The organism is Amycolatopsis sp. SB7-3 (assembly GCF_041021335.1).
Taxonomy (GTDB): domain Bacteria; phylum Actinomycetota; class Actinomycetes; order Mycobacteriales; family Pseudonocardiaceae; genus Amycolatopsis; species Amycolatopsis japonica.
Map to the genome: position 1 here is coordinate 1 of NZ_JBFPJQ010000009.1, position 13,813 is coordinate 13,813.

General features: G+C 69.6%; 14 protein-coding genes. 7 read left to right on the plus strand and 7 right to left on the minus strand.

The window, feature by feature from the left end:
- Window positions 1–309: 309 nt before the first annotated feature.
- Window positions 310–1,080, minus strand: a complete 771-nt coding sequence (gene cobF / locus AB8M46_RS37725) for a precorrin-6A synthase (deacetylating) (RefSeq protein WP_394363291.1) — start codon at window positions 1,078–1,080, stop codon at window positions 310–312.
- A 96-nt stretch (window positions 1,081–1,176) separates the two neighbouring features.
- Between cobF and AB8M46_RS37730 the strand changes: the two genes are divergently transcribed.
- The 3 genes from AB8M46_RS37730 to AB8M46_RS37740 are packed head-to-tail and all read left to right on the plus strand — an operon-like array spanning window position 1,177 to window position 3,766.
- Window positions 1,177–1,383, plus strand: coding sequence for a heavy-metal-associated domain-containing protein (locus AB8M46_RS37730; RefSeq protein ID WP_037347815.1), 207 nt, complete (start codon window positions 1,177–1,179; stop codon window positions 1,381–1,383).
- Window positions 1,380–1,541, plus strand: coding sequence for a hypothetical protein (locus AB8M46_RS37735; RefSeq protein ID WP_199755231.1), 162 nt, complete (start codon window positions 1,380–1,382; stop codon window positions 1,539–1,541). Before AB8M46_RS37730 ends, AB8M46_RS37735 begins: the two co-directional genes overlap by 4 nt.
- The gene (locus AB8M46_RS37740; RefSeq protein WP_394363292.1) at window positions 1,538–3,766 is read left to right on the plus strand and encodes a heavy metal translocating P-type ATPase; all 2,229 of its coding nucleotides are present in this window, start codon (window positions 1,538–1,540) and stop codon (window positions 3,764–3,766) included. The genes AB8M46_RS37735 and AB8M46_RS37740 overlap by 4 nt, the downstream gene beginning before the upstream one ends.
- Here AB8M46_RS37740 and AB8M46_RS37745 read toward each other — a convergent pair.
- Window positions 3,717–3,998 (minus strand): metal-sensitive transcriptional regulator, encoded by a 282-nt coding sequence (locus AB8M46_RS37745; RefSeq protein WP_007034631.1) that lies wholly within the window; start codon window positions 3,996–3,998, stop codon window positions 3,717–3,719. The genes AB8M46_RS37740 and AB8M46_RS37745 overlap by 50 nt on opposite strands.
- Before the next feature lie 169 nt (window positions 3,999–4,167).
- Between AB8M46_RS37745 and AB8M46_RS37750 the strand changes: the two genes are divergently transcribed.
- Window positions 4,168–4,530, plus strand: coding sequence for a YciI family protein (locus AB8M46_RS37750; RefSeq protein ID WP_037347812.1), 363 nt, complete (start codon window positions 4,168–4,170; stop codon window positions 4,528–4,530).
- On the opposite strand, the gene AB8M46_RS37755 is transcribed toward AB8M46_RS37750, so the two are convergent.
- Window positions 4,531–5,199, minus strand: a complete 669-nt coding sequence (locus AB8M46_RS37755) for a M protein (RefSeq protein ID WP_394363293.1) — start codon at window positions 5,197–5,199, stop codon at window positions 4,531–4,533.
- Between the two features lie 290 nt (window positions 5,200–5,489).
- Between AB8M46_RS37755 and AB8M46_RS37760 the strand changes: the two genes are divergently transcribed.
- Entirely contained in the window at window positions 5,490–6,107 is a 618-nt protein-coding gene (locus tag AB8M46_RS37760; protein ID WP_378426430.1) for a maleylpyruvate isomerase family mycothiol-dependent enzyme, read from the plus strand.
- On the opposite strand, the gene AB8M46_RS37765 is transcribed toward AB8M46_RS37760, so the two are convergent.
- The 4 genes from AB8M46_RS37765 to AB8M46_RS37780 form a co-directional block, all read right to left on the minus strand.
- Window positions 6,108–7,442, minus strand: coding sequence for a copper resistance protein CopC (locus tag AB8M46_RS37765; protein WP_394363294.1), 1,335 nt, complete (start codon window positions 7,440–7,442; stop codon window positions 6,108–6,110).
- Entirely contained in the window at window positions 7,439–8,017 is a 579-nt protein-coding gene (locus AB8M46_RS37770; RefSeq protein ID WP_394363295.1) for a hypothetical protein, read from the minus strand. Before AB8M46_RS37770 ends, AB8M46_RS37765 begins: the two co-directional genes overlap by 4 nt.
- A 115-nt stretch (window positions 8,018–8,132) precedes the next feature.
- Window positions 8,133–8,819 carry a helix-turn-helix domain-containing protein gene (locus tag AB8M46_RS37775; protein ID WP_125737539.1) on the minus strand — a complete coding sequence of 229 codons (687 nt, stop codon included), beginning with the start codon at window positions 8,817–8,819 and terminating at the stop codon, window positions 8,133–8,135.
- 40 nt (window positions 8,820–8,859) lie between these two features.
- Window positions 8,860–9,699 carry an AfsR/SARP family transcriptional regulator gene (locus AB8M46_RS37780; RefSeq protein WP_016332220.1) on the minus strand — a complete coding sequence of 280 codons (840 nt, stop codon included), beginning with the start codon at window positions 9,697–9,699 and terminating at the stop codon, window positions 8,860–8,862.
- Window positions 9,700–9,922: 223 nt separating this feature from the next.
- On the opposite strand from AB8M46_RS37780, the gene AB8M46_RS37785 reads away from it, so the two are divergent.
- Together AB8M46_RS37785 and AB8M46_RS37790 are read left to right on the plus strand one after the other, a co-directional pair.
- Window positions 9,923–12,193 (plus strand): TOMM precursor leader peptide-binding protein, encoded by a 2,271-nt coding sequence (locus tag AB8M46_RS37785; RefSeq protein ID WP_350598176.1) that lies wholly within the window; start codon window positions 9,923–9,925, stop codon window positions 12,191–12,193.
- A gap of 42 nt (window positions 12,194–12,235) precedes the next feature.
- Complete coding sequence (locus tag AB8M46_RS37790; RefSeq protein WP_394363395.1) at window positions 12,236–13,681, plus strand: SagB family peptide dehydrogenase; 1,446 nt, start codon at window positions 12,236–12,238, stop codon at window positions 13,679–13,681.
- Window positions 13,682–13,813 lie beyond the last annotated feature (132 nt).

The following is a 13,813-nucleotide window of genomic DNA, read 5'->3' on the forward strand; positions in this document are numbered from 1 at the left end:
AAGGCTTGGGCCCCGGTCGAGAACCACGAGTTCTCCCGGGGCCCAAGCCCTTTTCTCATACCCGAAACCCGCCACACCCGTGATCAGACACGCAACACGCGTGATTGCAGGGCGAACACGCGTGATCCCACGGACGACACGGCCGGTGGTTGTGTCGTCCACCTGATCACGTGTGTCGTCCGTCTGATCACGCGAGATCCCTCCCTAAACACGCGAGATCCGCCTGTAATCACGCGAACCACGGCCTGGAGCACGTGAGTGACGGGACGGGCACGGGGAGGGGAGGGTGAGCCGGGCGCATTTAGAGGACTAAATGCGGGAGGGGGCGGGGCGGCGTAGGTGGTAGATGTCCATGATCCAGCCCTTGCGGGTGCGGGCGGAGGCGCGGACGGAGCGGATCTCCTCGGCGAGGGCCGCGGTCAGCGGGCCGGAGAGCAGGAGCTCGTCGGGGGTGCCGAGGTACGCGCCCCAGTAGATCTCCAGGCCCGTGTCCACGAACTGCGAGAACGTGCACCCCGCGTCCAGCATGACGAAGACGTCGTCCACGTCCGCGGGCCAGTCGGCTTCGAGGCGGCGGCCGGTGGTGACCAGGACCGGACGGCCGATCTGGTTCATCGTGGTCCGGTGCCGTGACGTCAGCGCGGCCACACTGCTCACCCCGGGGATGACGTCGTACTCGAACTCGACGTTCCCGCGGTCGAGCACCGCGTCCAGCAGGGTCAGGGTCGAGTCGTAGAGCGCCGGGTCGCCCCAGACGAGGAACGCGCCCCGCTCATCGGGCCCCAGGGAAGCGATCATGCTCTCGTAGACGTCGGTGCGGAGTCGGTGCCAGTCGGCGACGGCCTTCCGGTAGTCGTCAGGAGTACGGTCGCGTTCGGGGTCCGGTGCCCGCACGACGCGGTAGCCGGGCCGCTCGACGAAGCGGTCGAGGATCTCCTGACGCAGAGCCACCAGGTCCTGCTTTTCCGAGCCCTTGTCGAGCACGAAGAACACATCGGTCTCGTTGAGCCGCCGGATCGCCTGGACGGTCAGGTGGTCCGGGTCGCCGGCGCCGATGCCGATGGCGGAGATCTTCCTCATTTCCGCAGTGTCCCCGCACCCTCTGTGCACACCCCTACCCCCACGGGGTATAAAGGAAGTGATCGCTCCACCTGTCCTGTAGAGGAGTTCGAACCGATGGCCGAAACCACCTACATCGTCAAGGGCATGTCCTGCGGGCACTGCGCCTCCTCCGTCACCGAGGAGGTCAGCGAGATCGCGGGCGTCAGCGCCGTGAACGTGGACGTCGCCAGCGGCAAGGTCACCGTCACCAGCGATGCGCCGTTGGACGTCCAAGCCGTCGACGCGGCCGTCAGCGAGGCCGGTTACCAGCTCGTCTCGTGAGCACCGCCGTCAAGGTGTCGGCGTTCGCCGCGGCTCTGGTCGCGGTGTTCGCCGTCGCCTGGGCGATCGGCTCCGCCGTCGGGCCGCTGGACGAGGAGCCGCCCCCACCGGCGCCGACCAGCGAACACCACGGGCACCACCCGGGAGGTACGCCGTGACATCCCAGCGCGTCGAATTGGCCATCGGCGGGATGACCTGCGCGTCCTGCGCCGCGCGGGTCGAGCGCAAACTGAACAAGGTCGACGGCGTCTCCGCCACGGTCAATTACGCCACCGAGAAGGCGCAGGTCGACTTCCCCGCGGCGGTCTCGGTCGAAGACCTCGTCGGCGTCGTCGAGTCCGCCGGCTACACGGCCCAACCGCCCACACCCGACGAGGACGAGGACCAGGCCGGCTCCCTGAGAACCCGTCTCGTGGTCTCCGCCGTCCTCGCCGTGCCGGTGATCGTGCTGGCGATGGTCCCGGCCTGGCAGTTCCCCTACTGGCAGTGGGTCTCGCTGGCCTTAGCCGCGCCGGTCGTCACCTGGGGCGCGTGGCCGTTCCACCGCCCAGCCTGGACGAACCTCCGCCATGGCGCCGCCACCATGGACACCCTGATCTCCCTCGGCGTCGTCGCCGCCACGCTCTGGTCGCTGTACGCGCTGCTGTTCGGCACCGCCGGGACCCCCGGCATGCGCCACGGCTTCGAGCTGATCATGGAACGCGGGCACGGCGCGGGCAACGTCTATCTCGAGGTCGCCGCCGGGGTGACCACGTTCCTTCTCGCGGGCCGCTACTTCGAGGCCCGGTCCAAGCGCCGCTCCGGCGCCGCGCTGCGGGCACTGCTCGAACTCGGTGCGAAGGACGTCGCGCTCCTCAAGGACGGCATCGAGAGCCGTGTCCCGATCGGCGAGCTGAAGACGGGCGACGAGTTCGTCGTCCGGCCGGGGGAGAAGATCGCCACCGACGGGGTGGTGACCGAAGGTGGCTCGGCCGTCGACCTGAGCATGCTGACGGGTGAGGCCGTCCCGGTCGAGGTGGTGGCCGGGGACGCCGTCGTCGGCGGGACGGTCAACGCGAGCGGCAGGCTCGTCGTCCGCGCCACCCGGATCGGTGCCGACACGCGGCTCGCGCAGATGGCGCGGCTGGTCGAGGACGCGCAGAACGGCAAGGCGCGGGTCCAGCGGCTCGCCGACCGGGTGTCGGCGGTGTTCGTCCCGGTGGTGATCGCCCTCGCGGTCGGCACCCTCGGCTTCTGGCTCGGCGCGGGCAGCGGGGCCGACGCCGCCTTCACCGCCGCCGTCGCGGTCCTGATCATCGCCTGCCCGTGCGCGCTCGGCCTGGCCACGCCGACGGCGCTGCTGGTCGGCACCGGCCGCGGCGCGCAGCTGGGCATCCTCATCAAGGGTCCGGAGGTGCTCGAGTCCACTCGCGCGGTCGACACCGTCGTACTCGACAAGACCGGCACGGTGACCGCCGGGAAGATGAGTCTCACCGACCTGTTCGGCGACGACGAGACCGAAGTCCTGCGCCTGGCCGCGGCGGTCGAGCACGGCTCCGAACATCCGATCGCCCGCGCGATCGTCGCGGCCGCCGAGGAACGGGTGGGCGAGCTGCCGCCGGTCGGCGGGTTCCGCAACGTCGAGGGCCTGGGTGTCGTCGGTGAGGTCGAGGGCAAGACCGTCCTGGCCGGGCGGCCCGCCCTCCTCGACCGGCACGACATCGCCGTCGGCGACGAGTTCACCCAGGCCAAGAAGGTCGCCGAGGAACGCGGCGCGACCGCGGTCGTCGTCGCGTGGGACGGCGAGGCACGCGGTGTGGTCGTCGTCGCCGACACGGTCAAGCCGACTTCCGCCGAGGCCGTGGCCGGGTTGAAGGCGCTCGGGCTCCGGCCGGTCCTGCTGACCGGGGACAACGCCGGTTCCGCGGCGGCCGTCGCCGCCGAAGTGGGGATCGACGAGGTCGTCGCGGAGGTGCTGCCCGCCGACAAGGTCGACGTCGTCAAGCGCCTTCAGGCGCGAGGCAACGTGGTCGCCATGGTCGGCGACGGCGTCAACGACGCGCCCGCGCTCGCGCAGGCCGACCTCGGTCTCTCGATGGGGACCGGGACCGACGCCGCGATCGAAGCGGGCGACCTCACCCTGGTACGTGGCGACCTGCGCGCGGCCGTGGACGCCATCCGCCTCGCCCGCCGCACGCTCGGCACGATCAAGGGCAACCTGTTCTGGGCGTTCGCCTACAACGTCGCCGCCCTGCCACTGGCCGCGCTCGGCCTGCTCAACCCCATGATCGCCGGGGCCGCGATGGCGTTCTCGTCGGTCTTCGTCGTCACCAACAGCCTGCGGTTGCGACGCTTCAGGACCGGACCAGCCGGGCGATGGCGTCGGACGCCTCCCGGACCTTGAGGTCGGCCTCTTCACCGCCCGCGGCCGCGGCGTGGACCACGCAGGTGGCGAGGTGCTCGTCCAGCAGTTCGAGGGAGAACGACTGCAGCGCCTTCGTGGCCGCGGACACCTGGGTCAGGATGTCGATGCAGTACTTGTCCTCTTCCACCATCCGCTGCAAACCGCGGATCTGCCCCTCGATCCGGCGCAGGCGCTTGAGGTAGGCCTCCCGCTCGGTGCCGTAGCCCGTCATTCCCGCACCCGTTCTCTCGTCGTTCCCTGTCGTCTTCCCACTATACCCTCCCCACGTATGCGGCCGGAGAGCGGAAAAAAGTGGGGTGTCAGGATGTCGAGAACGATCCGGTCGCTCCGACTCCTGCGTGAGTGGCCGGGCACCGGCCGCACGACCAGGAGGAACACCGATGAAGTACATGATCATGATCACGATGAACCCCACCGCCTGGGACGCCCTCCCCGAAGAGGAGCGCAACGAGGTGGTCGCCCGCATCGACCCTTTCATGAAGAAGCTCACCGAGAGCGGCGAACTGCTCGGGACGCAGGCGCTGGCGGAGCCGAAGGACAGCACCGTGGTCCGGGTGCGTGACGGCGTCCCGGTGGTCACCGACGGCCCGTTCGCGGAGTCGAAGGAGTACCTGGCCGGCTTCTACCTGGTCGAATGCGACAGCAAGGAGCGGGCGATCGAGATCGCGGGTCAGATCCCGGACGCGCACATCAACGCGATGGAGATCCGGCCGGTGGTCTTCTCGTCCGGCGACAACGCTTAGTCAGGTGGCGGCGGCTTCGGTGCCGGTGCGGGCTTCGGGCCTGCTCCGGCGCTGAACGGGCACTTCCGGTTTCGGTGAGTCCGGTACGGCCAGCACCATGCCGGCTTCGGTGAGCAGTTCGCGGCAGCCGACCAGCTGTTTCAGCACGTCGTCGCGCAGGCGGAGGGCCACATCGGCCTTCTGCCGCGCTTCGGCGACCAGGCGCTCGGCCTCTTCGGCGGCGTCGTCGAGCAGTTTCCGCGCCTTCGCCTGCGCGGCTTCGTCCCGCGCGGCGAGCGCGCGCATCGCCTCCGCGCGGCGCAGTGTCATGGCGCGCTCGAAGTCTTCGGCGATCCGCTTTCGTTCCGCCTCGGCCTTGGTGGCTTCTTCGGCGGCCCGCGCGGCGATGTCGTCGGCTTCCTCGCGTGTGAGTTCGAGCATCCGGCGCGAGCGTTCCTGCAACGCGTCGGGTGCGATCGGCACGCGGCTGATCCGGTCGACGCTGGCCTTCAGTTCGCGATTTTCCTCTTGTGTGGCGGCGAGCTCGCCAGCGAGAGCTTGCCCACGGCGGATCGCTTCGTCGCGTTCGGCTTCCACTCGTCGTAGTTCGGCTTCCACCTCGCGGACGAATTCCCGGACCTGGGCGCGATTGAAACCACGCCACGCCAGATCGAAGCCGGGCATCTCCATTGGTCACCTCCACAGTGGTCGATGTGTCACCGTTGGGCGCTTTTCTTTGCCACACGGGGCTTTCAACGACCAGTGTGCCTGAAGCCGCGACGACACGCGCCACGGGTGGGTGGTCTTTGCGGTGAACGGTCCGCCGCAAGCGGGAAGAAGGGTGAAGTCTCCCGGCGGTGGGAGAATGGACGACCATCGCATACCCCACGGGAGGTGGCCGCGTGACGAGCAGCCGAATTCGGGTCCCTGGCTGGAATACGGCGACAGCGGCCGAAGGATATCGGCAGGTCAGGGAGAACATCGCGATCTTGGTCACCGACCACGCGGGGGCGGGCGAGCGGGCCGTCCCGGCCTGTCCACAGTGGACCGTGCGCGACCTGATCGCGCATCTGACCGAGATCTGCGATCGGGTGATCACCCGGTTCGGTGGCGAGGCCTGCCCGATCCCGGAATCCGCGTCGGCCGTCGAATTGCTGAAACTCTGGCTCGAACGCGGTCCCGAGGCCGACAACCTCCTCGCCGCCGACGGTGCCGGGAAGAGCCGCGGCGACATCATGGTGATGGACGCCTTCACCCACGAACTCGACATCCGGTACGCGCTCGGCGCTCCGCCGCCGCAAGCGCACGCGGCCTGGCTGCGGGGATTCGAAGTGCTCGTCGGCGGGCTCGGCGCCTCGCTGGGCAGGCACGGGCTGCCGGGGATGCGGCTCGAGACCGAGGGTGCGACCTGGATCGCCGGCACCGAGCCGGTCGCGGCGGTGCTCTCGGGCGCGCCCTCGGACCTGTACCGGACGCTCGCCGGGCGGCGGAGCCCGGCCCAGATCGCCGCCATGGACTGGCTGGGCGATCCCGAGCCGTGGCTCCGCGCCTTCACCTGGGGACCGTTCACTCCGCCGGAAGCGGAGATCGAGCGGTGATCAGCCGGTCGGGGACATCGAGGACAACGCCGCGGCCAGCGCGAGCACCACGGCCACGATCAGCACCTCGACGCCGACGCTGACCCGCAGTTTCCGCAGGTCGGCGGTCACCACGCCGGTGCCGCCCCGCCCGGAGATCCCGCGGCGCACCGCATTGCGGCTCATGTTCGCCACGAGCAGCAACGCGGCGAACCCGGTCAGCTTCAGCACGAAGACGATGCCGTAGGCCGACGTCCAGAGCGCCTCCACCGACGGGACGAGCCGGAAACCCAGGTAGGCGCCGCTGACCACCATGATCACGATCGACCGGGTGGCGATCGGATGGAACCGCGCCAGCGCGGGCTCGGCCTCCGACGCCGGGTACCTGCCGCGCAGGAGCACGGCCAGCTGGATCAGCCCGCCCACCCAGACGGCCATCGCGCCGAAATGCGCGAGGTCCGCGCTGACCGAGAGGAACATGATCTTGTCGGCCACCGCGTGCCCGGTCGCGGAGAAGCTCAGCATCACGATGAACCCGGCCGCGATGCCGAGGTTCTCGTAGCGCGATCGCAGCCGATCCGGCAGGTCGCCCGCCAGCAGCCGCCGCACGAGGACGGCGAGCGCGACGATCGCGGCCAGACGCAGGAGCAGGAGCTTCCCGTACGCCACCCGCAGGGTCGCCTCGATCAGCGCGCCGTCGAAGATCGCGCCGGCGCCGCGGCCCGCGACGTACGGGCCTTGCAGCAGGAACCCGGCCACGGCCGTGACACCGGAGAGCCACAGACCCGCGGTGATCAGCTTCCGCGCCGCCGGGTCCGTCCGGCCGCCCGGACGGCAGACCAGCAGGAACACCAGCCCGCCGAGCAGCGCGACCCCGCCGAAGGATACCCAGCGGAACGTGGTGAACAGCGCGTCGGTCACCGGGTCGGTCCCGGTGGAGGCGGACACCGCGCCCGCCGAGGTGATCAGGGGACCGGTGCCGACCACGAAGGCGATCGTGCCGCGCACCGGATGCGAGTCGGTCGAGACGAAGGCGTACTCGACGAGATAGCTGCCGTCGGGAAGGTCCGGTTCGAGTGCGACGGCGACCTCTTCGGCGACTTCGCCGGGCTGGAACACCGGGCCGGACACCACGTCGGTGCCCTGCTGGTCGACGACCTTGATCGAATTCGGCTGGATGCCGATGTTCTCCGACAGGGTGATCGAGACCCGCGCCGGCGCCGAGGTGAGCCGGGCGCCGTCGGCGGGGTTCGAGGAGAGGAGTTCGACGTGGGCCGAGGCCGGGGCCGCGGCGAGTACCGCGACCCCGAACCACGCCGCCACGAGGGCCAGGAGCGCGCAGAGTCTCCCGGTCACGATGCCGCGGTCGCCAGCTCACGCCGGCTGATGGGCGAGCACGTGCAGCCGGTCAGCTCCCGCTCGGCGGCGGAGGCCTTCCGGTGCACGAGCATCGCGATGATCATCGGGATGGTGACGATCGTGTTGTAGAACAGGTGCAGTTCCACCCGCGGGATGAACAGCTGGATGATGCTGCTCGGCGCGGTGCCGCCGCCGAGCCGCCAGCCGGTCTGCGCCTGGATCAGCAGGAGCAGGTGCTCGATGTGGTGCCAGAACTGCAGGCCGAGCGCCAGGTTCCACCACTGCCGCGAGCGGCCGGCGAAACCCTTGCGCAGGGCGAACAGGAAGATCAGCATGACGATGGCGTAGCCGTAGTGCAGCCATTCGGAGCTGATCAGTTTGGGGAACGGGATCCCGAGCACGCCGCGGGCGTCCGGGGTCTTCCAGCCGAGCACGTAGATCTGGAACGCCTGCACCAGGTGTTCCGCCCAGTGGGCCACGACGACCACCGCGAAGGTGAGGAGCGCCGCACGGTGGTATTTCCCGTTGAGCGAGGCGAGCAGACCCGGACGAGGCGAATCGAGTGCGGCCATGAAGGGCTCCTTGGGCGAAAGACCGACCGGTGACGGATGTCGACGATATCCCGCGTTCCGAGGTTTTCCGTTACTCCGGATTGCTGATCCGACCGGCGGTGTTACGCCGGATGGATCAGCGGACGACGATTCCGTCGGACATTTTCGGAGCGGCGGGAATGTGGAACAATTCCGTGAAAAGCTCCAGATATTCGAAGGCGCCCTCGATCCGGATCTTCCCGGTGCGCGTCGCGTCGGCCGCGGAGAGATCCCCGCTCAGCAGATCCTTGATGAACGGGCCCAGCGGTTCGATGACCGCGTCGGCGCCGGGGTGCGCGCCTTCCGCGACCTTGAGCGCGCCGTCCTCGACGATCGCGTGCAGGACCATCTCGCCCGGGTAGCGCAGCTCGTAGGTGACCTGGACGCCCTTGGCCTTTTCACTCCGGAAGGTCGTGTACAGCGAAAGGATCGCCGAATCCAGGGTGAAGACGTCCTCGGCCGCCGGCTGCCCGAGCGATCGCGCGCCCCAAAGCCCGAGGTCCAGCACGATCTGGTCGAGTTCGCTGCCGTATTCGGTGAGCTCGTAGACCACCGCGGCGTCGAGCTGGGGGAGCAGGCGGCGGCGCAGTACGCCGGACTGCTCGAGTTCGTTGAGCCGCGCGGACAGCGTGCTCGCCGGGATCTTGGGGAGACCCGCCTGCAGTTCGGTGAACCGCTTCGGGCCGAGGACGAGGTCACGGACGATCAGCAGCGACCAGCGTTCGCCGATGATCTCCAGCGCGCGGGCCAGACCGCAGAACTGTCCATAGGTACGACTGCTCATCCGTCGATCCTCACTTTCGTTTCCGTGGCGGGAGCGGGGTTCACGCGGGTTCACCTTCGGAAAGCAGGTCGTGGTGCAGGACCTGCAGTTCGTCACAGGGTTCCACGCCCAGTTCGTTGTTGAGCCTCGCCCGCACCTGACGGTACGTGGCGAGCGCGTCGGAGCGGCGCCCGCTGCGGCCGAGCACGCGGATCAGTTGCCCGTGCAAGGCCTCGTCGAGCGGGTTCGCGGTGACCAGGGAACGCAGTTCGCCGATCAGCTCGTGCCGCATCCCGGCCGCGATGTCCGCCTCGATCCGCAGGTGCAGCGTGCTGCGCCGCTGCTCGACGAGGTCGACCGCGTACGCCGACAGCACCGGTCCACAGTGGACGTTCGCGAGCGGCGGACCGGACCACAGGTCGAGCGCCGACCGGAAGGCCTTCGCCGCTTCGGTGTGCTCGCCGCGCAGGTGCAGCTCGCGGCCCTTGTGCTGCAGCTCCTGGAACTCGAAGACGTCCACCTGCTCCGGCGCGATCCGGAACACGTACCCCGGCGGTTTCGTCGCCAGCATGGTCTCGCCGTACGGGGCCAGCTCGTTCTCGTCGATGCACTTGCGCAGCTGGTAGACGTAGGTGTGCATGGTGGTGCGGACGCTGCGCGGCGGGTCGTTGGCCCACAGCTCCTGCACGATCGTGTCGATGTGCACGATCTTCCCCGGGCTCATGACCAGCATGGCGAGCACCTGCAGCAGCTTCGGCGTCGTCGGCGCGTAGTCGATCCCGTCCCGGACGAGTTCGAGCGGGCCGAGGAGGCTGAAACGGACGGGGCTTGCGGACGCGGCCGGAATCGGGTTGGGTGCCGAGCCGTGGTGCTTGTCCGCTACTCGTGATCCGGTGTACATCGCAAGCGCCCTCCAGCTCGATACGCGTCGTGACCTGATTCCCAGTGCTTCGACAGTGACAGAGCGGCCGGTCGCCGGGCCAGTGAGCCGTCCACCAGGGCCCGCATGCGTGTCTCCCGGGAGAACATGGGTTTTTCACGTCCGACGCGTGAATCGCACACTGGCCGGTACCCGGCCCCACACAGCAGGATTCGAGAATCGAACCGACCTACTGGGGGTCATCATGCGCGAGGCATCGTCCACGCCCACCTCGATCGGCGGACTGGGATTCAAACGGCATCTGCGTGCGGAGATCAGCGAGGGCAACGGTGCCTACCTGTTCTCCGAACAGGGGGTCATCGCGATGCGCGGCGCGCAGGTCGCCTCGGTGGCCGCCCTGCTCGACGGCACCCGTGACCTCGACGGGCTCCTGTCCGCCTGCCCGGAGGGGATGAACGCCGAACAGGTCACCGGCGTGGTGGCCCGGCTCGTCGAGGCCGGTCTGGTCACCGTCCGCGTCCCGGACGAGTTCAGCGGGGACGAGCGCGCGCTCGCGTACTGGGACGCGTGCGGGCTCGACGCGTCCGCCGTGGCCTGCCGCCAGAAGCCGGCGACGGCGAGCCTGACCGCGATCGGCCGCGGCGTCGACACCTCGCAGGTGGCGAACGCGCTGGCCGCGAGCGGTATCGAAGTGGTCGAGACGGCTTCCGAGCTCGCCATCGTGCTGTGCGACGACTACCTCGACCCGAGGCTGGCCGAGATCGACGCCGAGCACCGGCGCACCGGACGGCCCTGGCTGCTGGCCCGGCCGTCGGGTTCGCAGGTGTGGATCGGTCCGATCATGCAGCCCGGCCGGTCCGGTTGCTGGCACTGCCTGACGAACCGGTTGTGGGGGCACCGGCACGCCGAGGCCTGTGTGCAGGAGGTGCTGGGGCACGACGGGCCCGCGCCGTTCCCGATGCCCGCCGTACCGCCGTTGACCGCGGCCGCGTCGCAGCTGATCTCCCTCGAAGCGTCCAAATGGCTGGCGGGGCACCGCTATCCGGGGCAGCAGGCCGTGTGGATCCTCGACACCCTCGACCTGCAGGGGCGGTTGCACGAACTGCGCCGCCGCCCGCAATGCCCCGAATGCGGCGACGAAGGCATCGTGGCCGCGCGGACGGCCGAGCCGGTCGTGCTGCGGGAGGCCAAGAAGGCGACGTCGGGCGGTGGCGGGCACCGGACGCTCACCCCGGTCGAGGTGCTCGACCGCTACGGCCATCTGGTCAGCCCGGTCACCGGCATCGTCAAGGAGATCGCCCGCGACCCGAGAGCCCCCGCGTTCGTGAACGCGTACCGCTCCGGGCTGAACGTCGCGCGCCGCGTGCGCGGCGAGGCGGGGCTGCAGGCCGGGCTGCGCGGGGACAACGGCGGCAAGGGCGCGAGCCCGATCGACGCCGAGGTCGGCGCGCTGTGCGAGGCGATCGAACGGTTCTCGGCGAACTACCAGGGTGACGAACTGCGGATCCGCGACACCTTCCGCGCGCTCGGCGACGACGCCGTCCACCCGAACTCGTGCATGCTCTTCGACGAGCGCCAGTACGAAACGCGCGTCGACTGGAACGCGAGGCACGCGAACTTCCAGCACGTCCCCGACCGGTTCGACGCCGAGGCGGCCGTCGACTGGACGCCGCTGTGGTCGCTCTCGCAGCAGCGGCGGAAGCTGATGCCGACGGCGTACCTCTACTACGGGGTGCCGCCGGAGTGCGGGCTCACCGGGATGCGCGCGGACTCCAACGGCTGCGCGGCCGGGAGCAGCGTCGAGGACGCGATCCTGCAGGGCCTGCTCGAACTCGTCGAACGCGACGCCGTCGCGATGTGGTGGTACAACCGGCTTCCCGTGCCCGGCGTCGACATCGCGTCGTTCGACGACCCGTGGGCCGAGGAGATGGTCGGCCAGTACGCGCGGGCCGGCCGGGAGCTGTGGGTGCTCGACCTGACCGCGGATCTCGGGGTGCCGGTGATGGTCGCGCTGTCCAGGAGTATCGCCGGGCCGCGCGAGAACGTCATGATGGGCTTCGGCGCCCACCTGGATCCCAGGACGGCGTTGCGGCGGGCGGTCAGCGAGCTCAACCAGATGATCCCCGCGGTGCTCGCGAACGACGTCGAACTCGACGATCCCGACGCGTCGGCGTGGCTCAAGTACGCGACCGTCGGGAACCAGCCGTATCTGCTGCCGGCGCCGGGACGGTCGGCGAAACGCGCCGCGGACTTCAAGTTCGTCCGGCGGCCCGATGTCCGTGACGACGTGGAGTGCTTGGTACGCAAGCTTTCCGCGCTGGGAATGGAGACGCTCGTGCTGGACCAGACCAGGCCCGACATCGACCTCCCGGTGGTCCGGGTGGTCGTTCCGGGGCTGCGCCCGTTCTGGAGCCGCTTCGCCCCCGGACGGCTGTTCGACGTGCCGGTGCGGCTGGGCAGGCTCGCCGAGCCGACTCCCTACGACCGGCTGAACCCATTCCCTATGTTCTTGTAGAGCAAGCTGGAGCAACCGTTGACGACAGATCCCCCCGGCGGAGTGGCCGAAACGATCCCCTTGTGGTCGCTCACCGACGACAGCCTTGTCGAGATCGGTGAGGACGGCTCGCTGGTGGTCGTCACCCGCTGGGGCGAGTACGAGTTCGACCGCGCGGAACCGCTGGTGCTGGAATCGTTGCGGCGGATGGCGTTGGGGCCGGTCTCGCTGGCGAACGTGACGTCTTCGTGGGAGCCCGTCGAGCGGGAACCCGATCTCGAAGGCGAGCTGAGCTGGACGGCCGAAGGCGCCGACGCGCTGCGGCAGGTACTCAAGGAACTCGGCGGTTCCGTGGTGCGTTCGCTCGGGCTCGCCGACGGCAGGGGACCGCTGCTGTCGGTGATCCCGGTCGTGCTCGCCCCGGTGTTCGCGCCGGTGGAGATCCCGCCCACGCGTCCGATCCGGTTGTCCCGCTTCAGTTCCCTGCGGTCCGACGCCGACGGGATGGGGCTGGAGTCGCCGTCCGCGCGCTACCGCGTCGTGCTGTCCCAGCCGTGGGCGGTGCATGTCGCGGCGACACTGGCGACGGCGAAATCGGTCCGGGACATCGTGTCCACCACCGGGATCGACGCCTCGGTGGTCGGCGCGATCGTGTCCTATCTGGTCGCCGCGGGGGTCGTGCAGGTGGCCGGGGAACACGGCCGGTTCGCCGAGGACGACGATCCCGAACTGGGTTTGTGGTCCCCGGACGAACTCTCGTTCCACACCACCAGCCGCACGTGGCGGCCGGGCGGCCCGGCGGATCTGCCCGGCCTCGGGAAACCGCCGGTGGTCAAGGCTTCCACCGGCGACGGGCCGGTCCATGCGCTGTACCGGCCCGATCTGGCCGACCGCGCGGAGACCGATCCGACGCTGACGACGTTGCTGGAGAACGACCACACCTGCCCCGAATTCACCGAGGGCGTGCTGACCGCCGAGCAGATCGGCGAGTTCCTGTTCCGTGGCGCGAGAATCCGGTCGATCGGGCCCGCGCACCTGCCGAACGGGCCCGCCCACAGTGCTTCGCAGCGGCCCTATTTCAGCGTCGCGTGCCTGTACGAACTCGAGTTGTACGTCTCGGTCAACCGGTGCTCGGGGCTGGACCGCGGGATCTACCACTACGACCCGCTGGAGCATCGGCTCGCGCTGGTGAACGCCGACGAGGCCGACCTCGACGCGATGCTCGACATGGCGATGATCGGCGGCGGCAATCATCGACGGCCCTCGGCGCTGATCACCGTGACCGCGCGGATGCCGCGGATGGCGTCCGTCCTCGGAGGCGGCGCGTACGCCACCACGCTGGCGCACGTCGGTGCGCTGCAACAGACGCTGTACCTCGTCGCCCGCGCCATGGGGCTGGCCGCGCACGCCGTCCCGGTGGACGCCGGCGACCGCGTCGACCGCGCGCTCAAACTCGACTGGCCCGCCGAGGTCAGCGTCGGCGAGTGCGTCCTCGACCTCCCCGTCTGACCCTCGATGATCGCCGTCTGATCACGCGAGTTCCGCGCCCAATCACGCGTGTCACGTCCTGGATCACGCGAGTTCGGCCTTGCGGATCTCGATCGCTCGTCGAGTGCACCGAAATCGGCACCGCGTTTGCTG